Here is a 26,479-nt window from a genome sequence, read left to right as displayed (position 1 = left end):
ATGAGTGGCTCTTTTCAAATTAGAGGAGGAAAACAACTCCACGGCGAAATTACCCCACAAGGCGCCAAAAACGAAGCCTTACAAATCCTCTGTGCCGTACTTCTAACAGACCAAGAGGTAAGGATCAAAAACATCCCAGATATACAAGATGTTAATAAACTCATCGATATTCTAAGAGATTTAGGCGTTAAAGTCACCAAAAATGGCGCTGGAGATTTTACCTTCCAAGCCGACAAACTCAACTTTGATTACCTCAAATCCAAAGAATTTAAAAAAGAAGGCGCCAAACTCAGAGGCTCCATTATGCTCCTCGGTCCTATGTTGGCACGCTTCGGCGAGGCTTATATGCCAACCCCTGGCGGCGACAAAATAGGCAGACGGCGGTTAGATACCCACTTCCAAGGTTTTGTAGAACTCGGCGCCAGCTTTCAGTTTAATGAAGAAGAAAGCTTCTATAGCCTAACAGCCGCCTCTTTGCACGGCAAATTTATTTTGTTAGAAGAAGCCTCTGTAACGGGAACAGCAAATATCATTATGGCTGCCGTGCTGGCACAAGGCAAAACCCGAATTTACAACGCCGCCTGCGAGCCTTACCTACAACAGCTCTGCAAAATGCTCAACCGTATGGGGGCGCAGATTTCTGGCATCGGCTCTAACCTACTGACCATAGAGGGCGTGTCTCACCTCCACGGCACCGAGCACACGATGCTCCCTGATATGGTGGAAATAGGCTCGTGGATAGGTCTTGCCGCTATGACCAAGTCCGAAATCACCATTAAAGATGTACACTGGAACCAGTTGGGCGTTATCCCGAGTGTTTTCAGAAAATTAGGCATCCAATTAGAAAAAAGTGGAGATGACATTCTCATCCCTGCACAAGAGCATTACCGCGTACAAAAGTTTATTGATGGCTCCATCCTCACGGTGTCTGATGCGCCATGGCCAGGCTTCACGCCAGATTTACTTTCCATTATTTTGGTCGTGGCTACCCAAGCCAAAGGCAGCGTGCTCATTCATCAAAAAATGTTTGAATCAAGGTTATTTTTCGTGGATAAACTCATCGATATGGGAGCGCAGATCATCTTATGCGACCCGCACCGCGCCACCGTTATTGGGCTCAACCAAGAAACACCGCTTAGAGGCACCGTGATGACCTCACCAGACATCCGTGCGGGGAATGCTTTGCTCATCGCGGCGCTCTCTGCCGAGGGAAAATCCATCATTCATAATATAGAACAAATAGACCGAGGCTACGAAAATATTGATGGCAGACTAAAAGCCTTAGGTGCCGATATAGAACGCATATAATATGGGACACCAGCACCATCATCACACGCACACCGCCACGGTGGTCAATCGGGCTTTTATCATTGGGATTATCCTCAATATGGGCTTTGTGATCATCGAGGTGGCGGTGGGTTTCTACACCGATTCTCTGGCTCTGTTATCAGATGCTGGACATAACTTAAGCGATGTGGCAAGCTTGGCGCTGTCTCTATTGGCATTTAAATTAGCAAAGGTAAAATCTACGCCACGCTACTCTTACGGCTACCGAAAATCTACCATTTTAGCCTCTTTATTTAATGCGATTATTTTGCTTTTTGCCGTGGGCGGCATCATCTACGAAGCCATTATAAGGCTGAACACGCCGCAACCCATCGCAGGGAAAACCGTGGCCATTGTCGCCTTTATTGGAATTCTCATCAACAGCATTACTGCCTATTTATTTATGAGCAATAAAGACCAAGACCTTAATGTTAAAAGCGCTTATCTGCATTTGGTGGCAGATGCTTTGGTGTCTTTGGGCGTGGTTCTTGCGGGCATTTTGGTGATGTTCACGCACTGGTATTGGGTAGATGGGGTGGTCAGCATTATCATCGCTATTGTTGTGTTGGTCAGCACTTGGCAGTTGCTCAAATCCAGTTTTAGGCTGGCGATGGATGGCATTCCTGATGATATTGAGATTGAAAAAATCCAAACCACCATTAAAAACATAGACGGCGTGGCAGACTTTCGCCATATTCACATTTGGGCACTGAGCACCACAGAAAACGCTCTAACAGGGCATTTGGTGGTAAAAAACTATTTTTCTGATGAAGCTTTGCAAGCGTTAAAAAACCAAGTCAAGCACGAGTTGGAGCATTTCAACATCCAGCATAGCACCATCGAAATTGAAACGCCACCTTATCATTCTGACGACCATTGTTCGGCATCAAAATAAAATTGTATCGTGCAACAGAAAACGCTCATTTCTATCATTGGACCTACCGCCATTGGCAAAACCAAACTGGCGATTAAAATGGCTCAGCACTACCAAACCGAAATTATCTCTTGTGACTCTCGGCAGTTTTTTAGAGAAATGCCTATTGGTACGGCAGCACCCACAGCGGAAGAACTTTCCGAAGCACCGCATCATTTTATTGGGCACCGCTCTGTAGCGGAAAATTATTCCATCGGGCAATATGAAGTAGATGCTTTGGCAAAATTATCCGAACTTTTTGAAAGCCATTCCGTAGTGGTGATGGTAGGCGGCAGCGGGATGTATGAAAAAGCTGTAGTAGAAGGATTAAACACGCTCCCAGAAGCCAATGCAGAACATCAACACCGATTAGAGCATCTCTTAAAAACCGAAGGAATAGAAGCCTTACAAAATCTACTCAGCACCTTAGACCCTGCGTATTACCAAACTGTAGACTTTCACAATCCACGGCGGCTTTTGCGTGCGATAGACATCATCTGGCAAACGGGAGAACCTTATTCCAAAATCATAGCGAAAAAGCCATCACAGCGGGATTTCAAAACTTTTAGAGTTCAGATTTCTGCCCCTCGGGAGGTGGTCTATCAGCGCATTAACCAACGCGTGGAGCATATGATAACCCAAGGGCTTTTAGAAGAGGTACGAGCATTAGAGCCTCTACAACACCTCGTGGCGCTACAAACTGTGGGCTATAGAGAGTTGTTTCAATACCTTAACGGCACTTGGGATTGGGATTTTGCCATTTCCGAAATCAAGAAAAACTCTCGGCGCTACGCCAAACGCCAGCTGACTTGGAACCGCAAATTAGCGATAGATGCCGAGCTGCCCTACCTCTATTCTGATAAAAATTTATTATCTTTGCTCCAATCAATTCGATAAAAATGGCAAGAACACCCTCTAATATGCTCGCTTTAGGCACTAAAGCGCCTTTTTTTGAACTTCCTAACCCTGCAAAAAACAACGAAATACAGTCTTTAGAAGACCTGAAAGGGGAAAAAGGAACACTGGTAATTTTTATGTGCAACCACTGTCCTTTTGTGGTTCATGTGATAGACCAACTGGCAGAACTTTATGATGATTACAAAGCCAAAGGTATAGAATTTATCGCTATTAACTCCAACGATGTGCTCAACTACCCTGCCGATTCGCCAGAGTTGATGCCAGATTTTGCGGAGGAGCACGGCGTGCATTTCCCTTATCTTTATGATGAAAGCCAAGCCATTGCGAAAGCGTATGATGCCGCTTGTACTCCAGATTTTTATTTCTTTGATGATAAATTAGATTTGGTCTACCGCGGACAGATGGATGATGCTCGCCCTGGCAACCAAAATGAAGTCACTGGGGAGGACCTCATCATCGCGTTTGAAAATCTTTTGGCTGGTCAGCCTCAAGAGGACTTACAAAAGCCAAGTTTAGGCTGTAATATCAAATGGAAAGAAGCTTAACTTATCCTTTTTATATAGCTTTATTTTAAAGCAAAAAAACACCTCTTTTTTATTGGGGTGTTTTTTTGTTGATTTTATATTAAATGTGCAGCAATTCTAATCCACTAAGAATGGATTGTGCTCTTTTTCAAAACCAATGGTGGTCACTTCGCCGTGCCCAGAGAACACTTGTGTTTGTGGTGCTAAGTTGAGAAGTTTAGATTTAATGCTGTCTATCAATTGATGATAATCGCCTTTGTAAAGGTCGGTGCGCCCTATACTGCCTTGGAATAGCACATCGCCAGAAATAATCCAATGCGCCGCTGGATGATAAAAACCAATGCTCCCTGGCGAATGCCCTGGCAGGTGCAAAACTTCTAAAACCGCCTCTCTCAACTGAAGCTTGTCGCCTTCTTTCAAATAGTCTATTGCCACTTGTGGCACTGCCATCTGTCCGCCATATTTTTGCGCTGTTAATGAGCACATTTCCAAAATTTCTCGGTCGGCTTCGTGCATCAGTACTGGCACTTGGTAAGTATCATACGCCCACTGGAGTCCCATAATATGGTCTATATGCGCGTGGGTCAGTAGAATATACTTAATCTTTAAATGATGTTCTTCTATAAAATCCGATAGCTGCCGTGTTTCCTCTGGCGTTTGGTTCCCTGGGTCTATCAAAAAAGCCTCGCCTGATGCATTATAAACCACATAAGTATTTTCATAAAAAGGATTGAAGATAAACGGCTGTATAGCAAGCATAGCATCACGATTTTATATGCCCACAAAGGTAGTCTTTTTTTTCTATAAAGCCCTTTTTCTATCGTTAATTTAAAATTGATGATAATTATCATTTGTAAAATCTATTTGGAATGATTAAAAATTATATCTTTGCAGAAAAAATTTGATTATGAACAAGGTACACATTTGTGCATTATTGGTCTTAGGCTTTGGGATTGCGCAGGCTCAAACCGCCAAGGATACCATTAAAAACGGAAAAAATATAGAAGAAGTCCAACTCTTTGGAACCTCTAAAAAGCAACAAAAAGGCTTAGAAATCATCACAAGGCTGCCGCTCCAACCTCGTGACCAAATTCAAAGTATCTCCATTATTTCGGATAAAGCCATTTCAGAAATGGGAGCGCTAACCGTAACCGATGCCGCCAAAAATATCCCTGGTGTGGTGCTATTCAGTACTTATGGCGGCGGCGCAGAGAGTATGTCTATCCGTGGTTATAGAGGAACACCCGTTCTTAAAAATGGGGTATTAATGAACTCGGATTTCCGCACCAGCTCTATGCTCACCGATATGCAAGGTGTGGAGAGCATCCAAGTGATTAGAGGTTCTGCAGCCATTACTCAAGGTATTGGGAGTGCGCTGGGTGCCGCTGGTGGCGTGATCAACCTCGTGACCAAAACCCCACGGTTCTATAATGCTTCTAACATTGGTTTCCGCTATGGCAGCTGGGAGATGTACCGCCCAACGGTGGACATCCAGCGTGTGTTAGATGCTAATGAAAAAGTAGCCATCCGCTTTAATGCCGCTTATCAAAACAACCACTCTTTTGCCGATTTTGTGAAAGGCGAAAGAATTTACATCAACCCTTCCGCGGCTTTTCGCCCTGATGATAAAACCAATATTGTGGTGCAAATGGACTACCTTGATGATGTAAGAACGCCCAACAGAGGCACAGTGAACCTCGCTGATGATGATACTTATGCCATTTATGATTTGCCTAAAAATAAATTCTTAGGTTTTGCCACAGATGAAGCCAAAGTAAAATCAATGAATTTCTACACTGCTATTGATAGGAAATTGGGCGATTTCTTAAAGGTGCGCGCAGCTTATATGGCTTCTGACAATTATAGCAATAGCCACGCCTCTGGGCGCCTCGCTCCTGTAAAAGGTCAAGCGTACAATCTGCGCCAGCGGAGCGTTTCCATATCCGACGGTTCTGACCATAGCAAGGTCTTCCAAGTGGATTTAATTGGGCAAGACATCCAAACTGGAATTTTGAAACACACTTTCCAATTGGGCTTTGACTGGAAAGAGTCTTACACCACCTCTAAACAATACAGCACCAATAATAACCCGAGAAATAACTTCATCAATGTAGATATTATCGATGTTACGCAAACGGTAAACAACCACCTTCCTCAAAATTTTGATTGGTCTCAACTGAAACAAATTGGTGAAACCAGTAGTCCAAAATCGCCGATTATTGGGGCTACAGCGCAAGAGGTGATACATATCGGTAAGTATGTAAAAGCCATTATGGGCGTTAGATACAGCCAATATCTTGGGAACAATCAAGCGGGACAAAAACATGCTTGGGATCCTTCGTTAGGGTTAATGCTATCGCCGATGGAAAACATCAATTTTTATGCTTCTTACACCACCATTACCAGCCTAAGAGGCAACGACCGCCTATTGGAAAATGGCAACACAGTGGGAGCTTCTACCACCCAACAATGGGAAGGCGGTTTTAAATCCGATTGGTTGGATGAAAAATTAAGGTTTAACCTCAACCTCTATTATATGAAGATGGACAACCTGTCTTATAATGTGGTGGATAATAGCGGTAACCCGATTAAAAATCTCTATGCCTTAGCTGGGAACCGCACGAGAAAAGGGGTAGAAATAGACCTCATCGGGAAAATCCTTCCAGAGCTGGAGGTGATGGCTGGATATGCCTACCTTGATGCGCAATACCACGACAGCCCCGCTTATGTTAATGGCTCCAGACCGATGATGGCTGCCAAACATACCGCCAATGGCTGGCTTAACTATACCGTGAGAGAGGGCTTTTTGAGAGGGCTTAACTTCGGAGGTGGCGTTTATTATGTGGGCGAAAGACCTGTGAATGAATACACACAAAAGCCAATCATCCACAATACCGTCCCTGATAAAGAGCCTTTTATGCTGAAAGCCTACACCACGCTCAATGCCCAAATAGGCTATACTTATAAAAATATGGGGGTTAAAATTTTCGCGAACAACCTAACGGACGCTATCGGCTATAATGCCTACTACCGAGGCGGTTATATCAACAGAAACGACCCAAGAAATTTTGCGGTACAGCTCAATTATCAGTTTTAAAAAACACTAAAAATAAGTTTTTCATTTTACTTTTTATTTTTTCAAAGTCAGGGCAACCCTCTTTTCGGAGCGTTGCTCTGGCGTTTTATAGAAGCATAAAAAACCGCCCCAATTTAGGCGGTTTTTAGTTGATTTTAAAATTTATTGAAAAGCCATAAATTACAGCTCAGTAGCCGATGGTTCTCACTCCTTCGCTTGTTGCCATTTGAAGAGGATGGGGATATAGAGGCGCATCAGCACGAAAGAGAGCACCAGTATCAGTAGGGAAATATGCTCTGGTGATAGAGATTTTATAAATAAAAAGAGATCTCTATCGTAAGGGCGGGTATCGGGTTTTGGATACAAAGCATCTTTAATTAAATCGTGGAGCTGCATCCCATTGAGGATCATCAGTGGGAAGGCGTTTAGCGTAATGGCAATCGCAACGGAATTGAGCTTTTTGGAGCCATCAATACGGCTCAGCACTGGGAATAAAGCCAAGATGCTCCAAGTAATGAACGCGGTAAATACTATCGAAGTGCCACTAAAGGACACCAAGGCAAAAAGTCCATTCACGATGCTCAGCACCCCTGAGGTAACGATCCCTAAGAGAATAGCTCGGAAATTCAGCACTCGGTAAGTGAAAAATAGCGTGGAAAAACCAAACGCAATCCACAACAGCACAATCCCTAAGATCGTCCAAATACCCTCACTTTTTATATCCGAAACGACATTCATCAAATCCCGCAATTGCGATAATTCATACCAACTATTTTTAGATAAAAGCTGATTGGAATAGCGATCTCCCCCATCTTCAATAAGCGCTACAAGCTCATCATCATCTGTTTTGGATATGGCTGTAGGCGTTACATTGGACACATCCAACTTCTCTCCAATAATGGTTTTCACCTCAAAATTATCGGGGTGATATACCATTTTTAGCCACGCTTCTGCCGATAATTTATGGTCTATTTTAAGCTCTTTGGACAGATCAAGGAAGTCTTGTAATACTTTCTGAATCTCTTTCGGGTCATTACGATCCAATAACGCATTGATTTTCTGATTCATCGCCGCAGAAGGCTCCCTATACCGATAATAGAGCCAACCCGACTTGTTATTTTTGGGGCTAATCAACTCTGTAGAATAATTTCGGTATGAGGGTTTTGCGGTTTTCACATAAGCATCCATATCCACCACTTTGTCCACCACATAGGCACTGCCATTTCGCCGAATGATATTATTATGGATTGACTTAGGCTGATCGGGAGCCTCATCGTCCTCCTCTTCGATAGGCTCAGGTTTATGGGTTCTTTTTACCTTTTTTAAAGTTACAAATTGGTAATAACGATCCGCAAATTGGTAATATTTTTCAGTTTTGATGATGTCCTCTGGGGTAGTAATGCATTCGATTTCCTCAAAAATTTTAGAATAGCGGCGTTGGTCCAATTCATAGAGCGTAAGATCATCGCCCAAAAATGCCCCCCCAAGGTTAATCGTTTCTGTCATTTTCGCCATTTTTTCATCGGAAAATCGGTATTCTACCACCGTTTTTTTGCCCAAATAAAAACTATAATAAAAGGAAACCGACACGAAAAACATCAGAAAGACCATCAAAAATTGCCCATACAACTGCCTGTGTTTCATCGGGTAATAATTTTTGAACGCATTATTCTTCACGACACGGCTAATCCACAGTACCAGTAGCACGATGGAGGCAATGCCATTGATCATCGCAAGGGAACTATCAAACTCACTGAAATAAATACCTCCATTCTGTAACAGCTTGTTGTCTTGGGCATAGAGCATTCCTAATATGAAATTCAATAGATTGATTAACAAAGCGATAGGCAGGAACGGAAAGAGTTTATAATTCCAAATATTCGGGTATCTTTTTAAGAGCCATTGGTTGTATTTTGCAAACATAAAGTGAGTTTTTTAGTTGATAAAAAATCTTCTGGTAGAGCGAGAAATATCCCGCACATACACGATGGATAGAGTACTGGACGCCAGTTTTGCCAACAATTGGTGGAAGGTGGTGCCATCTTCTATCTCCAGCACGAACATACCTCCGTTATCGGTAATTTTCATCGCAGGCATATCGGCAAAGGTGCGGAGCAACGCTTCTTTGGTGTTGTTCACCTCCAATTCTACCACCAGCGCAGGCGGAATCTCTGCCTCGTTTGGCGTATCCGAGCGAGGGTTGAGGTCTTGATAACGACCTTTTTTCAGGAAAATCACTTGGTTGGAAATTTTCTCCACCTCGTAGAGCTGTTGCGATGAGAAAATAAGCGCAGCAGGCTGCGTGAGCGACTGCACTATGGATTTCAAATCCTCCAAAATGATTTGCTGTGCCAGAATATCCAAATTCGCCAAAGGTTCATCTAAAAGCAATAATTCTGGCTTGCGGAGGAGGGTTCGTGCGAGTTCAAAGCGCATTTTGTAGCCCGAAGAAAGGGCATTCCATTCCAAATGTTTGTATTGCCAAAGCCCCAAGCGCGCCACCATCATCAGCACCCGAGGTTCTATTTCCTGCGGCGGCGTGCCATAGTTGGCGAGGACAAAGCGGAGGTTATCCAGCAAACTGCCGTACCATTTTTGCGTGCGCTGCGGAATGTACGCCAACTTCGTTCTCAGCTCATATTCCGAAGTGGGTTCCTGCTCAAACCGATAGCGGATGCTGCCCGCATCATACGAGAGTTCCTGTGCCAAAATCCGCAACAGCGTGGTTTTTCCGTTGCCATTTTCGCCCACCAATCCATAGACTTCGCCTTTTTTTATTGAGAGCGAAACAGGCCCCATAGAAAAGGCTTTCAGTCCATAACTTTTGATGATGTTCTTGGCTTCTATCACGGGGTTTTCGGTAGAAACGGCTTTTACAGGGCATTGGGCAATGGTCTCCAACAGCTGAAACGCTTGGTTGCAGATGCCCTCGGTATCGTCTTCGTGTTGAGATTTCCAGTCGGTAAATGCGATGCACTGTTGGTAGATGTCCATATTTTGGGTATCCATCGCCACATCTAACAACCGCCGAAACCCAATGGCAATATCCCCATTCTGAAAATGCCCCCGCACCTCCTCTATCCTTGCTTGGTGTTTGTTCATTGTTTTAAATTTTGGCAAATATACGAGGAATAAACCGAAAAATCTGATAAAAAACCAACAGATTCGAGGTTTATTTTAAATTAAAAGCAAAATATAAAATCCTATGGCGCATACCACTGCCAGTTGTATTTTTGATGAAATTTAAAGCGTCTTCATTGGTCTGCCAAAAAGTTAGCTCCGACCGCTTAAGCGGTCGGAGCTAACTCTGTATCAACGCCTTAAATAAGGTTTATTTCTGCAATTGGCGAATCCCCATTTCATATAAAGCAAAGCTCAGCAAATCGGCATTTTCGCCAATCACTTGCTCTGTGGAGCGCCCTGCTCCGTGCCCTGCATTAGTCTCGATACGGATCAAAATAGGACGCGCACAAGATTGTTTCTCTTGCAACTCAGCCCCGAATTTAAAGGAATGCGCTGGCACCACACGGTCATCGTGGTCACTGGTGATAATCATAGTGGAAGGATAGCACACGCCCTTTTTTACATTATGCACCGGCGAGTAAGATTTGAGATACTCAAACATCTCTCGGCTGTCTTGCGAGGTGCCATAATCGTACGCCCAGCCCGCACCAGCGGTAAAGGTGTGGTATCTCAACATATCCAACACGCCAACCCCAGGGAATGCCACACGCGCCAAATCAGGACGCATCGTCATCGTAGCGCCGACTAAAAGTCCGCCGTTAGAACGTCCAGAAAGCGCCATAAACTCTGGCGAGGTATAGCCTCGGTTTTGGAGGTACTCCCCTGCGGCTATAAAATCATTAAAGACATTTTTCTTTTGCATTTTGGTGCCTGCATCGTGCCACGCCTTGCCATATTCGCCACCGCCACGAATATTCGGCACCGCGTAGATGCCACCGTTTTCCATCCAAATGGCATTAACTACGGAAAAAGCAGGCTTTAAACTGATGTTAAATCCACCGTAAGAATAGAGTATCGTTGGGTTTTTGCCGTCCAACTTCAAACCTTTTTTATAGTTGATGGTCATCGGAATGCGGGTGCCATCTTGACTGGTGTAGAAAATTTGCTCCGAAACAAAATCATCAGGGTTGAATTTTAAATTCGGTTTTTGGTATAATTTGGAAGCGCCCTGTGCCACATCAAACTGATAAATGGTATTGGGCGTAATGTAGTTGGTAAAGGAGTAATAGAGCACTTTTTCCTCATCTTTACCGTAGAAACCGCCTGCTGTTCCTTTGCCTGGTAGGTTAATCTCTCGGATTTTCTTGCCTTGGTAGTCCAATTGCTGAATTTGCGTGATGGCATCTTTCATATAATGTGCGAAAAGATAGCCACCGCCCTTAGATACGCTGAGGACATTCTCCGTTTCTGGAATCACCTCTTCCCAAACTGTTGGCTTTTGGATGTTGAATTTAACCAACCTCATATTAGGGGCGTTTTTATCGGTAAGGGCATAAATCACATCGCCTTTGGTGTCTATAATATCGGTGTTATACTCATAGCCCGTTTGAATTGGGATAAAATCTGAATTTTGTTTTAAATCTTTAATATAGAGCTCATTACCATTGGTGGCATTGGCTGCCGAAATAATCAAAAAACGCTGATCTTCCGACACCGAAGCGCTGATGTATCTTCGTTTAAAATTCTCGCCACCGATAATCAACTGGTCTTGAGATTGTGGGGTCCCCAATTGATGAAAATAGACTTTGTGCATATCTGTTTTGGCGGAAAGCACGCTGCCATCGGGTCTATCATAGCTGGAATAGAAAAAACCTTGGTCGCCAAGCCACGCAATACCGCTGAACTTTACATCTACCAGAGTTTGGTCTATTGGCTGTTTGGTTTCGGCATTTAGGATGATGATTTTATTCCAATCGCTGCCGCCTTCGGAGATTTTGTAAGCCACCAAATTACCTTTCTTATTAAAAGCAATGCCCGCTAAAGAGGTGGTGCCATCTTTGGAGAATTGATTAGGGTCTAAAAAGACTTCCGTTTTGCCGTTTTTGTCCTTTCTATACAGCACCGACTGCGCCTGCAAGCCATCATTTTTATAGAAATAAGTATAGTCGCCCTCCTGAAAAGGCGCCGATATTTTCTCGTAATTCCAAATCTCACGGAGTTGGTTTCTGAGGTTTTCACGGAACGGAATTTTAGCTAAATAGTCTTGTGTAAACGCTACCTCGCGCTTTACCCAATCTTTGGTGTCCTCGGCTCTATCATCTTCTAACCAGCGGTAAGGGTCTGCGATTTTGGTTCCGAAATAAACCTCCTCTTGGTTGATTTTCTTGGTTTCTGGATACATAGTTTTGGTTAGCTTCTGTTGGGTACTGCACGCACTTAGCGCCAGCGCTGCCGTACCTATACAAAGGGTTTTGATCTTCATAATATGGATTATTTGGTTTCGTTTTCTAAAATTTGTGCCGCGTGGTCTTTGGTCTTTACTTTATCGATAATTCTGATGCAAGTGCCATTTTCATCAAAGATAAAAGTAGTCCGCACGATGCCCATAAACTCTCGCCCCATAAATTTTTTAAGCTGCCACACGCCAAATTGCTCTATGATAGCCCTACTTTCATCAGCGATTAAATCATAAGGAAAGTGGAACTTATCATGGAATTTTTTCTGCCGCTCCACCGAGTCTGCACTAATGCCCAACAAGGCGTAACCTTGCTTCTTAAGCTCAGTATAATGGTCGCTCAGGTTGCATGCCTCGGCAGTACAGCCAGGGGTATTGGCTTTCGGATAAAAGAAAATGATGAGTTTTTGTCCTTTAAAATCTGATGATTTTACGAGCTCGCCCTCTTGGTTAAGCCCTTGGAAAGTCGGAAGCTGATCGCCTATGTGAATCATAATGTTTATTTTTGTCCAAATTTAGTTTAAAATGACCAAAAAACAAAAAGCTGAAATTATCATCCGAGAATTGGAGCGCCTCTACCCTGAAACGCCTATCCCACTGGATCATCAAGATCCTTATACTCTATTAGTTGCCGTTGCACTTTCGGCACAGACTACGGATAAAAAAGTGAACGAAGTCACACCCCAACTCTTCGCCGTGGCAGATACGCCTTTTAAAATGAAGGATTTAGAGGTGGCAGAAATTAAGGAACTCATCAAAGAAATAGGGCTCTCTAACACCAAAGCCAAAAACCTAAAAGCGATGGCAGAGCTCTTAGTAGAGCGGCATAATGGCGTGGTTCCACAGACTTTTGAGGAGCTGGAAGCCCTCCCTGGCGTGGGGCACAAAACGGCTTCCGTGGTGATGAGCCAAGCTTTCGGCGTGCCTGCATTTCCCGTGGATACCCACATCCACCGACTGATGACCCAATGGAAAATGACTTCTGGAAAAAATGTGGTACAAACGGAAAAAGATGCTAAAAAGTGGTTCCCCAAAGAGAAATGGAATACCCTCCACCTTCAAATCATTTTCTACGGCAGAGAATATTCCCCTGCCAGAGGCAACGGCGACAAAGATTTCCTAACGAAACTATTGCTCTCCTCTTAGGTTTTGCCTCGTTTGGCTTTCTCTATAAAATAACCTACAAATCTTATAAACCGATAGTATTTTTTTTAGTTACAATCTATTGAAACAAAACTTAATAAATCCTCAATATTATCTATAATAAATTCCGACCAATGATGTCGAGCTATCTATCAACAAAAAATCCCAAGCGTACACACTTGGGATTTTCTTTTAAAAATGGATTAAATCTTTATTTATTTTCTAAGGTGGCATGCTGATACCCTTTTACTTTGTTCCAACTTCCTCGTGTGAAATCAGGGACTTCCACTGGGACAGAACCGTTTTCCAAAGAAATTGCGGAAAGTGGCGCCAAGCAAGACCATTCAGCCAAATCATACACATCCATATCCAAAGGAAGTCCGTTTCGTAGGCAATAGATCAGGCGGTAATCCATAATGAAATCCATCCCTCCGTGGCCGCCAACCTTCTTGGCTTGCTCTTCCAATTCTATTTGAATAGGGTGTTTATAACGCTTCATCAAAGCCTTTTTGGTTTCTTCTGAAACGGCACGGTGCGCATTCAAATCCTCGTGGTTAGGCACTTCATCACTCCCCACTTGCGAAGGGCGAAGAGCATACTGTTCAATAGGGTATTTGTTGGCAAAACCATCCGTTCCCACCAACTGATACATACGGCTATAAGGGCGAGGCGTCATTACATTGTGTTGAATTAACATCGTTTTTCCTTGCTCTGTGCGGATGAGAGTGGTAGTTTGGTCACCATTTTTAAAATCGGTAACCACTTTTCCTGTTTTCTCCTTAATATAGGCAGGACCGTTCACCGCTTTGGTATCCATTGACACCAATACATTCATTTTGTCCCCTCGGTGAATGTTAAGTGCTTGGCAGGCAGGTCCCATACCGTGCGTAGGGTACACATCGCCTCGGTGGGCTTGGTTGTAGTCCAAACGCCAATTGTCGTGATAAGCACCCCAAAAGTCTTCCAAATTGTGGATATAAGCCCCCCTCGGCGTGCAAAATCTCACCAAATACGCCTTTTTGAGCCATATTCAAGGTGGTCAATTCAAAGAAGTCATACACGCAATTTTCCAACATCATACAATGCTTTCGGGGTCTTTTCGGAAGTGTTGATCAACGCCCAAATATCATCCAAAGTCATCGCTCCTGGCACTTCGATGGCGACATGTTTTCCTTTTTCCATGGCGTAAACTCCCATTTCTGCGTGAGTCTTCCAGTCGGTTACGATATATACCAAATCTACATCATCTCGGTCGCAAAGCTGTTTCCAAGCGTCTTGAGAGCCCGAATAGGCTGCAGCACGAGGCTGACCCGCTTTTTCTATAATTTTCTGAGTTTTTTCCACTCTCGAAGCTTCAATATCACAAAGCGCAACGACCTTAGCTCCAGGGATATGCATAAAACGCTCCACCGCTCCTGGTCCTCGCATTCCTAAACCGATCACCCCAATACGCACGGTTTCGAGTTTGGGCGTTACCAAATTAATGACATCTTGTTGCCCTGCAGGGCGTTGAGGAATGGTTGTTTTGATCGGCATTTTAGAGGCATTCGCTTGTTGCACAGTGGTTTGAGTGGTTTGGCAAGCGGTAAACATCATTACTGATACAAGTAAAAATAAAATTTTCTTCATAATTAAATCGTTTTGGTTATTAAAGCATTGTAAAAATATGATTTTCTTTGGAAATAACAATTTTTTTTTACTTGTAATAAAATACAGATTTAACCCTAAATGTAATTTTATAAAATGAATTTTAATCGCCTTCAATATTTAATGCCAATCGTGGTCTTTGATTTATTTTTATAGATCAATTTCATCATCATACGAAACTTTTACACCTTACAAAAAACAGCCCCCAGAAAACCGCTATCCCAAGGGTGTTCATTTTCCTCCCTAACGGAAATTTTACGCGATGCTGATGGAAGAATTTTTCCATCGGCATCCAAATTTTCTTCGATGCCGACGGAAAAAAATTTTCTCCCCGTTAGAAATTTAAGGCAAGACCGTAGGAGTTTTTTAGAGTGTTTAATGCTTATGAAATTTTTTTGAGGAGAAATAGGGAAATAGTCGCCTTCCGCGAGAATAGAAGCAAATAAAAAAAGCGCTCAGCACTTGTGCTGAGCGCTTTTGTGGGCTCTGAGGGATTCGAACCCCCGACCCTCTGGGTGTAAACCAGATGCTCTGAACCAACTGAGCTAAGAGCCCTACTCTGGTGGGCGGTGAGGGATTCGAACCCCCGACCCTCTGGGTGTAAACCAGATGCTCTGAACCAACTGAGCTAACCGCCCTCAATGTTTTCACATTTGAGTGGTGCAAATATACGAGTTATTTATAAACTGACAAATTTTTTTCTAAAAATTCTCCTACCACAAAGTTACTACCGCCTATAAAAATCATCTCATCTGCCTTGCAGTGGGACTTTGCCGACTGATAGCCTTCTTCTACAGAATCAAAAATTTTATACCGAAGTCCTGATTTTTTTAGGCTTTCTTCGTAGTTTTTTGGTGATTGTCCCCTCTCAATTTGGGGCTTCACAAAGTAATAATCTGCCGATTGAGGCAAAAACGCTATGATAGACTCTATTTTTTTATCCTTCACAAAGCCTAAAACGATGTGTTTATTTTCTTCATAGCGAGAAAGTTGCACCAACACCGCTTCCAACCCCGCTTGGTTGTGTCCTGTATCGCAAATGGTCAATGGCGCATCCGAAAACTGAAACCAACGCCCTAAAAAGCCTGTATTCCGCTGTACATGGGACAAACCACGCGCTATATGCTCTTCGGAAATGGTAAAACCTTGCCGCTTTAATTCCGCCACCGCCGCCAAAACCACTTTGATATTTTTCCGCTGATAATCCCCTTGTAAATCTGATGAAAAATGAATGGTATCAATCTGAGTGGCATCAATAAAAGGGGCTTGCAACGCCTCCGCCTTGGTTTTAAAAATGGTTTTGATGTCTGCTTGCTCCTCGCCAGAAATTATGGGAATATGAGGCTTGATGATGCCCGCTTTCTCCACCGCAATCGCCTCTATGGTCTCGCCTAAAATATCTTGATGATCCAAGGCGACATTGGTCAGCGCCGTGAGCACTGGCTGAATGATGTTCGTGGCATCTAAACGCCCACCCAAACCGACTTCAATCATCGCTATATCCACTTGTTGGCGTTTAAAATACTCAAAAGCCATAACTGTTGTGAATTCAAAAAAGGAAGGTTTAATCTCCGAGGGCAGGTGTTTCAATCGCTCTATAAAATCAAGCACAAAGGCGGGGTCTGCCTCCACACCATTGATTTTTATGCGTTCCGTAAAATTCACCAAATGCGGCGAATTATACAACCCCACACGATAACCCGCCTCCTGCAACACCGAAGCGAGCATATTGCTGGTAGAGCCTTTGCCATTAGTTCCGCCGATGTGCACCATTGGAATACCCTCTTGCGGATTTCCAAAAAAATCACAGAGTTTTTTAATATTTTCTAACCCTGGTTTATAGGCTTTTTTGCCGTTGATTTGATAGTTAGGCATCTGTGCGTAGAGCCATTCCAAAGCCTGTTGATAGCGCTTTTCCATCATCACCGTAGAAAAATCAAGATAAAAATCTAATGGTAAAAGGATAACGCACGGGGCGACCTTCTTTGGCATTGAAAGCTTGGATAATCGGTACAATAATCATAATCAGCCCAACAATTGGCAATAAAATCATTCCAATAAAAACCAAACACAGCACACTTGATACCAACAAAGCAATAAACATCGTGATTTGAAAATTAAGGATTTCTTTGCCTTGCTCATCTACGCCTTTTATTTGGTCTTTTTTCATCAGCCAAATGATGAGTGGCACCACAAAACCGCCAATTCCTGAAATGAGCGACAACAACTGCGATAAGTGCATAAGAAACAATATGTTTCGGTCTTCTTGTTTAGATAACGTTTGCATTTTTTATTTTTTCGCTAATATAGTCAAATTTTCTTTAATCCCAATCGGCAGCGACAAATTTTATCACGCCACCTTGATTATCATATAAATACAAAAACTGACCTTTAATTTCGTATTTGACAAATTGGGGCAATTGAGCCAATAAAGCTGTGCCCAAATCCGTTGTAGAAAGCGCCGCATCATCGCCTAATTTTAAGATTTTAATACGCCCGTGATCCTTCATTTCAATATGAAAATAAAATTTCTGATTTGCGATGTATAGAGGATATTGGTGGGCTTTTGACATCGTGGGACTCATATCCAAATGGATTTTTTGTGCAACCATTTCTGCCTTAGAGAAATTGGAAAACCCAACCAATAGCCAATCCCGATGCTTCATCTGAAAAGTAGGCGCAGCACTATTACAACCCAAGCAACACAGGAGCGCCCAACCGATCCCTAATTTAAAAATCTTGGTAAGCATTATCTTTTATTTTAAAGTCTATTTTGTGGTAGAAACCGTTCAATTTTTATACCAAAAACCGATTTAGCACCTTTATATTTGGCGCATTAAGCATAAATGTTTAATTTAGCCCACTCAATATAATAATTGTTTAATTTTATGAAAAGAATATTTCTTGCACTCACTTTTTTGTTGAGTTTTGTACAAATGAGAGCCGATGAAGGGATGTGGCTTCTGATGCTCGTGAAAAGGTTAAACGGTGTAGATATGCAAAAAGAAGGGCTACACCTGACTCCTGAGGAAATTTATTCCGTAAACCATTCCAGTTTAAAAGATGCCATCGTGAGTTTTGGTGGCTTCTGTACGGGGGAAATCGTTTCTCCAGAAGGGATGATTTTTACCAACCACCACTGCGGCTATGGCGCTATCGCCGCTCTATCTACGCCTGAAAAAGACCACCTAACCAACGGGTTCTGGGCAATGAAAAAAAGCGAAGAACTCAACGCCAAAGGTCTCTATGTAAGATTTTTAGAAAGAATGGGCGATGCTACAGAACGCATCAACGCGAAACTTAATAACGATATGTCTGCCGAAGAACGCGAAGGCATCATCAAAGCGGAATACAAAGCCATCCAAGAGGAAAATTCTGAAAACGGAAAATACACCGTAGTGGTAAAGGATTTTTTCAACGGTAATGAGTTTTATTATTTCGTTTATAGAGACTACAAAGATGTGCGTTTGGTAGGTACTCCACCAGCTTCTTTGGGGAAATACGGAGGCGATACCGACAACTGGGAATGGCCACGACACACTGCTGATTTCAGTATCTTCCGTGTATATGCTGACCAAAATGGCGAGCCTTCTGAATACAATATGAACAATGTTCCTTTAAAGCCTAAACACTTCTTACCGATTTCTCTAAAAGGGGTAAAACCAGGGGATTTCGCAATGATTTTAGGTTATCCAGGAAGAACCAACCGTTACTTAACTTCTTACGGCATTTCGCAGTTGGTAGATAGAGACTATCCAGCTTGGGTAGAGGCTTCTAAAGCGGCGATGGATGTCATGAAAAAGTATATGAACCAAGACGATGCTACCAGATTAGGATATGCTTCTCAATACGCTTCTGTTGCCAACTATTGGAAAAACAGAGCAGGAACCATAGAAGCGGTTAATCAAAATGGAACCATTTCTGAAAAGCAAAAATTAGAGCAAAAGTTTATGAGCTGGGCGCTACAACCTGCCAATGAAAAAACTTACAGCCCTGTTTTAGATAACATTAAAGCTTATTATGAGCAAGTTTCTGACAGAAATGTTGAGAGAAACTATAACGCGATTTTACAAAGAAACGCCAAATACATTTCTGTAGCGTTCCATTTGGGTAGTTTATTCAAGTCTTACGCGGCACAAGATGCTGCAGGGCAAGTTAAAATGAAGTCTGAAGTAGAAAAAGCCATTGAGGGTTATTACGAGCATTTTAACACCGCTTTGGAGGGTGAGATGCTATCCACACTCACTTCTCTTTACCAAGCAAGAGTGGCTAAAAGTGCGCAAATAGAAGCCATCGCAAAGGCTAACCCTGCCGACTTGGCGACTCAAGCGTTTAGTTCTGTATTCGCGAACAAGCAAGCTGCCCTTAATTTCTTAAGCCAGCCTGATGCTCAGAAATTAGCCGCTGATCCGCTTTACACTTGGGTAAACACTTATGTGACAGAGCAACAAAATCAAGGGAAGAAATACAGCAAAGTAGATGAATTTTTTGCAAAGAATACCCGATTATTCTTAAATGGATTGATCAAATCTCAGCCAGAGAAAAAATTCTATCCAGATGCCAATTCTACTATGCGTTTAACTTACGGTACTGTGGACACTCTACCTATCCGCTCAGATAGAAATTATTACGGTGTAACCAACAACTACTACACCACTATGGAAGGCTTAATTGGCAAATACAAAAAAGGCGATGAAGAATTTGACCTCCCACAGCGCGTGCTAAAACTCTACAAAGAGAAAGATTTCGGAATGTATGCAGACAAAGCAGGTTATATGCCAATCAACTTCTTATCTAACAATGATATCACTGGTGGAAACTCTGGTTCTCCAGTAATCAATGCAGATGGACACCTGATCGGCTTGGCTTTTGATGGCAACAGCGAGGCGCTAAGCGGTGATATCGTTTTTGAACCTAAACTACAGAAAACCATCAATTTAGATGTTAGATTCTTGCTTTGGGTTGTAGATAAATACGCTGGGGCTCACAACTTAATTCAAGAATTAAAATTAGTCAAATAAACCACAATTGGTTTTGATTTTAATACCACCAACCACCTCCTCACCGAGGTGGTTTTTCTATGCCTCAAAATAGAATCAACACCTTGTTTTCTAAACCTTACCAAAACAGAAGCGCTATAAAAAATAAAAATATTATTTCATATTATTCTAAAAATGTGTATTTTCGCAAATTGATTTTAAAAACGATTTAATAAATGGCAGTTTTAGGAGAAATTAGAAAAAGACCTTGGATTTTAATAGGGTTTATAGCCATTGCGCTATTAGCATTTTTAGTTAATCCAGATAGTTTAGATAAAGTATTTGGCAAAGACCCTAACATTTTAGGCAAGGTGAACGGTGAAGATATTACCCGTGATGAATTTAACGAGCAACTTTTAATTATGCGCAACCAAGCGGAGAGCCAAGGGCAGCCTACTACAGGCTTAGAAGAGCAAGCGTGGCAGACTCTGGTGCAGTCTAAACTCATCAAACAACAGTTTGAAAAAATGGGCTTAGAGATGAATGATGAATTTTTCTGGAACCAGTTGCAGTACGACCCTATGTTCGCTCAAAATCCAGAAGCGTTTGATGCCAAGGGCAACTTTAAAGCGGAGGAAGTCAAAAAGCAAATTGAAAGTTTAAGAGAAAGCGGCAAAGCACAAGAGTACAACCAATGGCTTAACCTTAAAAAGACCATTGAGTACAGAATGATGGCGCGCCAGTTGTTCGGCAACATCAGCAATGGGCTTACCGTGAATAAAAAAGAAGCCACAGAACTCATCAAAAATAGAGACCAAGTGGCGGATATTGATTTCGTAAAAATTGACTATAACGAATACGATAAAAAGCACCCTGTAAAGGTCACTACGCAAGATTTAGCGGATTTCATCAAAAAACACCCTATTGCGTTCAAAACCGAAGCCACCAGAAATTTAGGCGTGGTGCTCTTCCCTGCGCAGCCAAGTGCCAATGATGATAGTTTAGCATTGAAGGAACTCAACAAACTCTACAAAGAAAATGCAGAGAACTTCCTCAACACACCAAACGACTCTATGTATGTGGAAATCAACTCCGAAGCACCGATAAAATACGGTATGGTTTCTGAACAAGAATTGCCACAAGAAGCGCAAGCTTTCATCAAATCTGCCTCCATCGGTCAAGTTTTTGGACCTTATAAATCTGACAACAAATACTATGTCACCAAGTTAGAGGGCAAGTCTGAAGCCACGCTGCCTAAGCATATTTTAATTTCTTTCGCGGGAACAGATGTGGCTAAGCAAGACCCTACCATTAAAAGAACAAAGGAAGAAGCTAAAAAATTAGCCGATAGCATTGCCACACAAGTCAGAGCTGATGCCTCTAAATTCAACCAGTTTGTGAACCTTTCTTCTGATGCCAACTCGGCGCGCCAAGGCGGGGTTCTCGGTTGGGTACTTCCAGGGCAAAGCGGTTTCGTAAAGCCTTTTGCAGATTGGGTAGACAGCCATCCTAAGGGCGATGTAGGCGTGGTAGAAACGCCTTTCGGTTACCACATCATCGTGAATGAAAACAAAATGCCTGTTTATAAAATTGCCAATTTAGCGAAGGATATCCGCGCTTCTAAGGAAACCCAAAATAAAGTGTATACGCAAGCCAACACTTTCATTCAGCAAATTCAAGGGAAATCCTTTAACGATTTTGCGAACATCGCGAAGAAAGGCCAATTCCAATTTGCGAACCCTAAAACCGTACAGCGTTTCCAAGGGCAAATCCAAGGTTTAGGCACGGATAAAGATGAAGATGTATTAGCGTGGGCGTTCAACAAAAAAACAGAAAAAGGCGACACCAACATCTTTACCACCAGCAACGGCGATTATATCGTGGCGTACCTTAACGGTAAGCAAGACGCTGGTTTAGCCGACCCAGAATCCGTGAGAGAACAGATAGAACCTTTGGTGAAAAATCAACTTATCGCGAAGGAAATAGCTAAAAAAATCCAGCCTTCAGCATCGTTAGATGCCATTGCGAAACAGTTCGGCACCACTAAAGTATCAGCGCAAATCAATATGCTATCACCCAACCTCAATATGGCAATGGAGCCTAAGGTGGCTGGAGCGGCATTTGGTGTAGTCGCCAACAAAGTTTCTCAACCGATAGAAGGCAACACAGGCGTTTATGTGGTGGTTAAGAAAAAAATCACCGAAAACAAGCAACCTGGTGACATCAACCAAGTGCTGCAAATGATGCAGCAACAAAACGCTCAAATCTTTACCCAAAGCTTGATGCGTAGCCTACAAAACAACGCTGATATTAAAGACTATAGAATAGAAGTGTATAACAAAACCGCTTCTCAGGATTAGTAATTTAGAATCAGTATAAATTCAAAATAAAAGCGGCTTTATGGTCGCTTTTTTGATGTTAAAAATTAAAAACACTATCTTTGTCGTTATCATTAAGAATTTAAAATGAAGTTTTCAAAAGAATTAAAAGCGGGGCTCATTGCCCTATTGGCTATCGTTGGATTTATCTTCCTCTACCAGTTTATGAAGGGGAAAAACATATTTTCTACAGATGATATTTATTATGTAAAATATGATAATGTACAAGGTTTAGCCGCCTCCAGTCCTGTGTCTATCAATGGTTTAAAGGTAGGACAAGTGGAGGAAATCAACCCGATAAAAAACGCCCAAGGGCACATTTCTTTTTTAGTTAAAATTTCGGTAGATGATGAATTTCAGTTCTCTAAGAAAACCACCGTTGAAATTTTTGAACCGGGGCTAATGTCTGGTAAAGAAGCCAAACTCAACTTGGTGTATGATGGACCTATGGCAACCAACGGCGATACCCTTTCGGGGACATTAGAGACTTCTCTATTCAGCAGCCTTTCTTCGGAAGTTAAGCCTGTAAAAGACCAGCTCTCCACCGTGCTTAGCCGTTTAGATTCTACCCTCATCAGCACCAATAAAATCGTAGATGAGCAGAACCGAAAAGAGATTGCGGCGCTCCTCAACAACCTTAATCAAACCGTGAGCTCGTTTAGAGAAACCTCTCTACAAACCAACCGACTTTTAGCCAATAACGATCCTAAAATTCAACAAATGTTGGATAATGCCAACTTGGCAACCATAAGTGCTAAAACTGCGTTGGACAAATACGGCAATGTAGCGGAACAGATTGATGTGAACCAGCTGAATGCCACCATTTCTAAACTCAGCACTACCTCGGATAAACTAAATCAAATTATTTCTGGCATAGAGAAAGGCGAAGGCTCGTTAGGGAAACTCACAAAAGATGAGCAACTGTATCAGAACCTCAACCAGACCTCTGCCAATCTTAATAGCTTGATTGAAGACATCAAAAATAATCCTAAAAAATACCTCAACATCTCAGTGTTTGGGAAATAACTAAAAACCTCGGAAAGCTATGCAGTACCTTGTTCATTTTATTTTTCTCGCATTTTTAATCGTTGGCTTTGGATTATTCGCAAAAAGCCTTAGAGAGATTTATAGAAATATTAAATTAGGGCGACCTATTGATAGAACAGACCACCCTAAACAGCGCTGGGCACTAATGGCCAATGTAGCCCTCGGGCAAAGCAAAATGACCAAACGCCCCATTGCTGGCTTTCTGCATATTTTGGTTTATGTGGGCTTCATTATCATCAATTTAGAGATGATAGAAATCATCGTAGATGGACTGTTTGGCTCCCACCGATTTTTAGCCAGCGTTTTAGGAGACACCCTATACAAAAGCTTTACCGCCACTTTGGAAGTGATGGCGCTTTTGGTGAGCATCGCCGTGGTGGCATTTTTTATTCGGAGAAATGCGATGCACATTAAGCGGTTTGATATGAAGGAAATGTTCGGCTGGCCAAAAGAAGATGCCAACTGGATTTTGGTGATAGAATTTGTCTTGATGATGGCATTCTTCACGATGAACACTTCGGATTTCATCCTCCAAAGTCGTGGCGCCGAGGGCTATCATCTCCATGGCTATTTCCCTATTAGCGAGGCTCTTTTTGCCCCTATCGTTAATGTTTTCAGCTTTGATACTGGCTTTTTAGTCTTCTTAGAAAGAGGCGCTTGGTGGCTGCATATTTTGGGTGTTTTATTCTTTATGAATTACCTCTATTACTCCAAACATTTGCATATTTTATTAGCCTTTCCAAATACTTGGTTCGCCAATTTAAAACCCAAAGGCGAGTTCAACAACCTCGCTTCTGTGACCCAAGAAATCAAGCTGATGATGGATCCCAATGCTGACCCTTACGCTGCACCTGCCGAAAATGCAGAGCCGCCAGCCAAATTCGGGGCAGAAGATGTGTTTGATTTAAACCAAGTGCAGTTGCTCAATGCCTATACTTGCACAGAATGTGGGCGCTGTACAGCCAACTGCCCAGCCAATATTACAGGGAAAAAATTATCCCCACGCCGCATTATGATGGCGACCAGAGACCGTTTGGAAGAAGTGGGCAGAAATATCAACAAAAATGGAAAATTTGTAGATGATGGCAAGAAACTCTTAGATGATTACATCTCCCGCGAGGAACTTTGGGCGTGTACCACTTGTAACGCCTGCGTGGAGGCTTGTCCTGTGCTGATAGACCCGTTATCCATCATTTTTGAGATGAGAAGATTTTTGGTAATGGAGCAATCATCCGCCCCTCAAGAACTCAACCTGATGATGACCAATGTAGAAAACAACGGCGCGCCGTGGCAATACAACCAAGCCGACCGCCTCAATTGGGCTAACGAAAACTAATAAAAAGCCCTTCTTATCGTGAAAGAAGAGCATCTTATTATTTGACTACAATCTATCAGTATCTATCAATTCTATGGGGTTGTTTTTCCTTTTCGCTCTCTCTTGAACTTTCTTTATAGCATCTGAGCCAATAAAAATACCAGAATTTCTAAGTTCTTCTCCTAAATTATTTAGATAATTTCTCTTAGCGTTTAAGTATTCTTTCTTTGTTACATTTTTACTATTGATTTGCTTAGTGTCTAAATCAATCGTTTCATTATACATAGACCTATCTTTAATACTTACAATTTCAAAATTATAGTACCCTTTTGTATCTACAATTTTAATGATAAGCCCAGGTAATCCATTAAATTTGTAAGGTCCTTCTGACAAAGGAATGTCTATGGCATACCAAGCTTTGTATTTTCTTCCCGCAAAACTTGTATAGGCTACACCGCAATTTATATCAGAAATTTGATCTTTTTCATCAGAAATCTTCCATATCAGATTAGGGCGTTCAGTATAATTTACAGAAAGTTTAGCTGAAATATCATCATAAAATATAATATCACGATTAGAAAAATCTTTTAGAATTTTATAAGAAAATGCTGTTTTAGGAAATTTTGCTAAATCCAACATTCCCATATTATTAGATTGTTCAATAAATGAATTTTTTATAGAATCTCTCTTATATTTATTCTTACTTATGTAAAGAGATTGATCTTTACCGATGAATAGTAAAAACATTTCATTCTTTCTACTATAAGTATCCGTAGAATCAATTTGATAGCTTAGTGAATATTCACACTGTATCTTTAAACTATCAATGGGGATCATCTGGGCATTAAAAAAATTTAAACCCATTAAAGTGAGTATTAAAAAAATATATTTCATATTGAATTTTAAAAAATTGATGTCTCAAATATAATAAAAAATCAGGTTCCATTTTAGAATAATTTTATTCAAAAAAGTTTTATATATTTGTGCTTACGAATAATGCAAATAGTATGGAAATAAAAACAATGGCAGAGTATGCCGCCGAAGGTAAAGCACCAGAAGTTTTATTCTGGGTAGGCTGTGCTGGAAGCTTTGATGATAGAGCCAAGAAAATCACTCGTGCTTTTTGTAAAATCCTCAACCAAATTGGGGTAGAATTTGCAGTATTAGGGCAAGAAGAAAGCTGCACTGGCGACCCTGCCAAGCGCGCTGGCAACGAGTTTGTCTTCCAAATGATGGCACTCACCAATATTGAAATCCTCAACGCTTACGAAGTCAAAAAAATTGTAACGGCTTGTCCCCATTGTTTTAATACCCTCAAAAATGAATATCCAGAATTGGGCGGCAAGTATGAAGTTCTCCATCATACTCAGTTTTTAAAACATCTGTTAGAAACAGGAAGGCTCAAAGTAGAAGGCGGCAAGTTTGAAGGCAAAAAAATCACCTTCCACGACCCGTGCTACCTCGGCAGAGCCAATGATGAATACGAAGCACCACGCCAAATCCTTGAAAAGCTGGATGCCGAACTGGTAGAAATGAAACGCTGCAAACAAAACGGGCTTTGCTGCGGTGCTGGCGGCGCCCAGATGTTTAAAGAACCCGAAAAAGGTAAAAAAGACATCAACATTGAAAGAACCGAAGAGGCACTATCTACGCACCCAGAAATCATCGCTACAGGCTGCCCATTCTGCAACACTATGATGACCGATGGCGTAAAACACTTCAACAAAAACACCGAAGTAGCGGTAAAAGACATCGTAGAGCTTTTAGCCGAAGCCGATGATTTGTAGCCTTAAA

Annotated in this window: 20 protein-coding genes, 2 tRNA genes and 1 pseudogene; 11 read left to right on the top strand and 12 right to left on the bottom strand. The window is 42.0% G+C overall.

Annotated elements, in window-relative coordinates:
• From murA to NYR17_RS01585, 4 genes are read left to right on the top strand one after another with little or no spacing between them, the layout of a single operon-like run.
• Complete coding sequence (murA, locus tag NYR17_RS01600; protein WP_302505949.1) at nucleotides 1–1,308, top strand: UDP-N-acetylglucosamine 1-carboxyvinyltransferase; 1,308 nt, start codon at nucleotides 1–3, stop codon at nucleotides 1,306–1,308.
• Nucleotide 1,309: 1 nt separating this feature from the next.
• On the top strand, nucleotides 1,310–2,221 hold the full coding sequence (locus NYR17_RS01595) for a cation diffusion facilitator family transporter (RefSeq protein ID WP_302505948.1): 912 nt from the start codon (nucleotides 1,310–1,312) through the stop codon (nucleotides 2,219–2,221).
• Between the two features lie 9 nt (nucleotides 2,222–2,230).
• A complete protein-coding gene (gene miaA, locus NYR17_RS01590) occupies nucleotides 2,231–3,136 on the top strand; it encodes a tRNA (adenosine(37)-N6)-dimethylallyltransferase MiaA (RefSeq protein WP_302505947.1) in 906 nt (301 codons plus the stop codon).
• 2 nt (nucleotides 3,137–3,138) lie between these two features.
• Nucleotides 3,139–3,702, top strand: a complete 564-nt coding sequence (locus NYR17_RS01585; RefSeq protein WP_302505946.1) for a thioredoxin family protein — start codon at nucleotides 3,139–3,141, stop codon at nucleotides 3,700–3,702.
• A 96-nt stretch (nucleotides 3,703–3,798) separates the two neighbouring features.
• Here NYR17_RS01585 and NYR17_RS01580 read toward each other — a convergent pair whose 3' ends face one another.
• A complete protein-coding gene (locus tag NYR17_RS01580) occupies nucleotides 3,799–4,440 on the bottom strand; it encodes an MBL fold metallo-hydrolase (RefSeq protein WP_302505945.1) in 642 nt (213 codons plus the stop codon).
• 148 nt (nucleotides 4,441–4,588) lie between these two features.
• On the opposite strand from NYR17_RS01580, the gene NYR17_RS01575 reads away from it, so the two are divergent.
• Nucleotides 4,589–6,778 (top strand): TonB-dependent siderophore receptor, encoded by a 2,190-nt coding sequence (locus NYR17_RS01575; protein ID WP_302505944.1) that lies wholly within the window; start codon nucleotides 4,589–4,591, stop codon nucleotides 6,776–6,778.
• A gap of 183 nt (nucleotides 6,779–6,961) precedes the next feature.
• Here the strand turns inward: NYR17_RS01575 and NYR17_RS01570 are convergent, their stop codons facing one another.
• From NYR17_RS01570 to bcp, 4 genes are all read right to left on the bottom strand, one after another.
• Entirely contained in the window at nucleotides 6,962–8,680 is a 1,719-nt protein-coding gene (locus tag NYR17_RS01570) for a hypothetical protein (protein WP_302505943.1), read from the bottom strand.
• 12 nt (nucleotides 8,681–8,692) lie between these two features.
• Nucleotides 8,693–9,859 carry an ATP-binding cassette domain-containing protein gene (locus tag NYR17_RS01565; RefSeq protein ID WP_302505942.1) on the bottom strand — a complete coding sequence of 389 codons (1,167 nt, stop codon included), beginning with the start codon at nucleotides 9,857–9,859 and terminating at the stop codon, nucleotides 8,693–8,695.
• A gap of 229 nt (nucleotides 9,860–10,088) precedes the next feature.
• Complete coding sequence (locus tag NYR17_RS01560) at nucleotides 10,089–12,203, bottom strand: prolyl oligopeptidase family serine peptidase (RefSeq protein WP_302505941.1); 2,115 nt, start codon at nucleotides 12,201–12,203, stop codon at nucleotides 10,089–10,091.
• 8 nt (nucleotides 12,204–12,211) lie between these two features.
• Nucleotides 12,212–12,670, bottom strand: a complete 459-nt coding sequence (bcp, locus tag NYR17_RS01555) for a thioredoxin-dependent thiol peroxidase (protein WP_302505940.1) — start codon at nucleotides 12,668–12,670, stop codon at nucleotides 12,212–12,214.
• A gap of 31 nt (nucleotides 12,671–12,701) precedes the next feature.
• On the opposite strand from bcp, the gene nth reads away from it, so the two are divergent.
• Complete coding sequence (gene nth / locus NYR17_RS01550) at nucleotides 12,702–13,322, top strand: endonuclease III (RefSeq protein ID WP_302505939.1); 621 nt, start codon at nucleotides 12,702–12,704, stop codon at nucleotides 13,320–13,322.
• Between the two features lie 208 nt (nucleotides 13,323–13,530).
• On the opposite strand, the pseudogene NYR17_RS01545 reads toward nth, so the two are convergent.
• The 6 genes and pseudogenes from NYR17_RS01545 to NYR17_RS01520 all read right to left on the bottom strand — a co-directional run bounded on the left by NYR17_RS01545 (nucleotide 13,531) and on the right by NYR17_RS01520 (nucleotide 17,716).
• Nucleotides 13,531–14,951 (bottom strand): annotated as a pseudogene (locus tag NYR17_RS01545) (Gfo/Idh/MocA family protein).
• A 495-nt stretch (nucleotides 14,952–15,446) separates the two neighbouring features.
• Nucleotides 15,447–15,521: transfer RNA gene (locus NYR17_RS01540), tRNA-Val, on the bottom strand.
• A 5-nt stretch (nucleotides 15,522–15,526) separates the two neighbouring features.
• Nucleotides 15,527–15,604: transfer RNA gene (locus tag NYR17_RS01535), tRNA-Val, on the bottom strand.
• Between the two features lie 37 nt (nucleotides 15,605–15,641).
• The gene (locus NYR17_RS01530; RefSeq protein ID WP_302506964.1) at nucleotides 15,642–16,889 is read right to left on the bottom strand and encodes a bifunctional folylpolyglutamate synthase/dihydrofolate synthase; all 1,248 of its coding nucleotides are present in this window, start codon (nucleotides 16,887–16,889) and stop codon (nucleotides 15,642–15,644) included.
• A gap of 13 nt (nucleotides 16,890–16,902) precedes the next feature.
• Complete coding sequence (locus tag NYR17_RS01525; protein WP_302505938.1) at nucleotides 16,903–17,253, bottom strand: DUF4870 domain-containing protein; 351 nt, start codon at nucleotides 17,251–17,253, stop codon at nucleotides 16,903–16,905.
• A 34-nt stretch (nucleotides 17,254–17,287) separates the two neighbouring features.
• Nucleotides 17,288–17,716, bottom strand: a complete 429-nt coding sequence (locus NYR17_RS01520) for a hypothetical protein (protein WP_302505937.1) — start codon at nucleotides 17,714–17,716, stop codon at nucleotides 17,288–17,290.
• Between the two features lie 138 nt (nucleotides 17,717–17,854).
• Here NYR17_RS01520 and NYR17_RS01515 point away from each other — a divergent pair, with 138 nt between their 5' ends.
• The 4 genes from NYR17_RS01515 (at nucleotide 17,855) to NYR17_RS01500 (ending at nucleotide 24,706) form a co-directional block, all read left to right on the top strand.
• On the top strand, nucleotides 17,855–19,987 hold the full coding sequence (locus NYR17_RS01515) for a S46 family peptidase (protein WP_302505936.1): 2,133 nt from the start codon (nucleotides 17,855–17,857) through the stop codon (nucleotides 19,985–19,987).
• Between the two features lie 194 nt (nucleotides 19,988–20,181).
• Nucleotides 20,182–22,305, top strand: coding sequence for a SurA N-terminal domain-containing protein (locus tag NYR17_RS01510; RefSeq protein WP_302505935.1), 2,124 nt, complete (start codon nucleotides 20,182–20,184; stop codon nucleotides 22,303–22,305).
• Between the two features lie 105 nt (nucleotides 22,306–22,410).
• The gene (locus tag NYR17_RS01505) at nucleotides 22,411–23,349 is read left to right on the top strand and encodes an MlaD family protein (RefSeq protein ID WP_302505934.1); all 939 of its coding nucleotides are present in this window, start codon (nucleotides 22,411–22,413) and stop codon (nucleotides 23,347–23,349) included.
• A gap of 19 nt (nucleotides 23,350–23,368) precedes the next feature.
• Nucleotides 23,369–24,706, top strand: a complete 1,338-nt coding sequence (locus NYR17_RS01500; RefSeq protein ID WP_302505933.1) for a (Fe-S)-binding protein — start codon at nucleotides 23,369–23,371, stop codon at nucleotides 24,704–24,706.
• A gap of 45 nt (nucleotides 24,707–24,751) precedes the next feature.
• Here the strand turns inward: NYR17_RS01500 and NYR17_RS01495 are convergent, their stop codons facing one another.
• Entirely contained in the window at nucleotides 24,752–25,579 is an 828-nt protein-coding gene (locus NYR17_RS01495) for a GLPGLI family protein (protein ID WP_302505932.1), read from the bottom strand.
• A 113-nt stretch (nucleotides 25,580–25,692) separates the two neighbouring features.
• Between NYR17_RS01495 and NYR17_RS01490 the strand changes: the two genes are divergently transcribed.
• Entirely contained in the window at nucleotides 25,693–26,472 is a 780-nt protein-coding gene (locus tag NYR17_RS01490; RefSeq protein ID WP_302505931.1) for a (Fe-S)-binding protein, read from the top strand.
• The last annotated feature ends 7 nt before the right edge of the window (nucleotides 26,473–26,479 follow it).

Origin of the sequence: Riemerella columbina (assembly GCF_030517065.1) — a bacterium.
Taxonomy (GTDB): domain Bacteria; phylum Bacteroidota; class Bacteroidia; order Flavobacteriales; family Weeksellaceae; genus Riemerella; species Riemerella columbina_A.
This window is presented reverse-complemented; position numbering and strand designations above follow the sequence as displayed.

Coding starts and splice junctions, on each gene's coding strand:
- murA (WP_302505949.1), top strand. CDS start 1: ATGAGTGGCTCTTTTCAAATTAGAGGAGGAAAACAACTCCACGGCGAA.
- NYR17_RS01595 (WP_302505948.1), top strand. CDS start 1,310: ATGGGACACCAGCACCATCATCACACGCACACCGCCACGGTGGTCAAT.
- NYR17_RS01585 (WP_302505946.1), top strand. CDS start 3,139: ATGGCAAGAACACCCTCTAATATGCTCGCTTTAGGCACTAAAGCGCCT.
- NYR17_RS01580 (WP_302505945.1), bottom strand. CDS start 4,440: ATGCTTGCTATACAGCCGTTTATCTTCAATCCTTTTTATGAAAATACT.
- NYR17_RS01575 (WP_302505944.1), top strand. CDS start 4,589: ATGAACAAGGTACACATTTGTGCATTATTGGTCTTAGGCTTTGGGATT.
- NYR17_RS01570 (WP_302505943.1), bottom strand. CDS start 8,680: ATGTTTGCAAAATACAACCAATGGCTCTTAAAAAGATACCCGAATATT.
- NYR17_RS01565 (WP_302505942.1), bottom strand. CDS start 9,859: ATGAACAAACACCAAGCAAGGATAGAGGAGGTGCGGGGGCATTTTCAG.
- NYR17_RS01560 (WP_302505941.1), bottom strand. CDS start 12,203: ATGAAGATCAAAACCCTTTGTATAGGTACGGCAGCGCTGGCGCTAAGT.
- bcp (WP_302505940.1), bottom strand. CDS start 12,670: ATGATTCACATAGGCGATCAGCTTCCGACTTTCCAAGGGCTTAACCAA.
- nth (WP_302505939.1), top strand. CDS start 12,702: ATGACCAAAAAACAAAAAGCTGAAATTATCATCCGAGAATTGGAGCGC.
- NYR17_RS01530 (WP_302506964.1), bottom strand. CDS start 16,889: ATGATGGAAAAGCGCTATCAACAGGCTTTGGAATGGCTCTACGCACAG.
- NYR17_RS01525 (WP_302505938.1), bottom strand. CDS start 17,253: ATGCAAACGTTATCTAAACAAGAAGACCGAAACATATTGTTTCTTATG.
- NYR17_RS01520 (WP_302505937.1), bottom strand. CDS start 17,716: ATGCTTACCAAGATTTTTAAATTAGGGATCGGTTGGGCGCTCCTGTGT.
- NYR17_RS01515 (WP_302505936.1), top strand. CDS start 17,855: ATGAAAAGAATATTTCTTGCACTCACTTTTTTGTTGAGTTTTGTACAA.
- NYR17_RS01510 (WP_302505935.1), top strand. CDS start 20,182: ATGGCAGTTTTAGGAGAAATTAGAAAAAGACCTTGGATTTTAATAGGG.
- NYR17_RS01505 (WP_302505934.1), top strand. CDS start 22,411: ATGAAGTTTTCAAAAGAATTAAAAGCGGGGCTCATTGCCCTATTGGCT.
- NYR17_RS01500 (WP_302505933.1), top strand. CDS start 23,369: ATGCAGTACCTTGTTCATTTTATTTTTCTCGCATTTTTAATCGTTGGC.
- NYR17_RS01495 (WP_302505932.1), bottom strand. CDS start 25,579: ATGAAATATATTTTTTTAATACTCACTTTAATGGGTTTAAATTTTTTT.
- NYR17_RS01490 (WP_302505931.1), top strand. CDS start 25,693: ATGGAAATAAAAACAATGGCAGAGTATGCCGCCGAAGGTAAAGCACCA.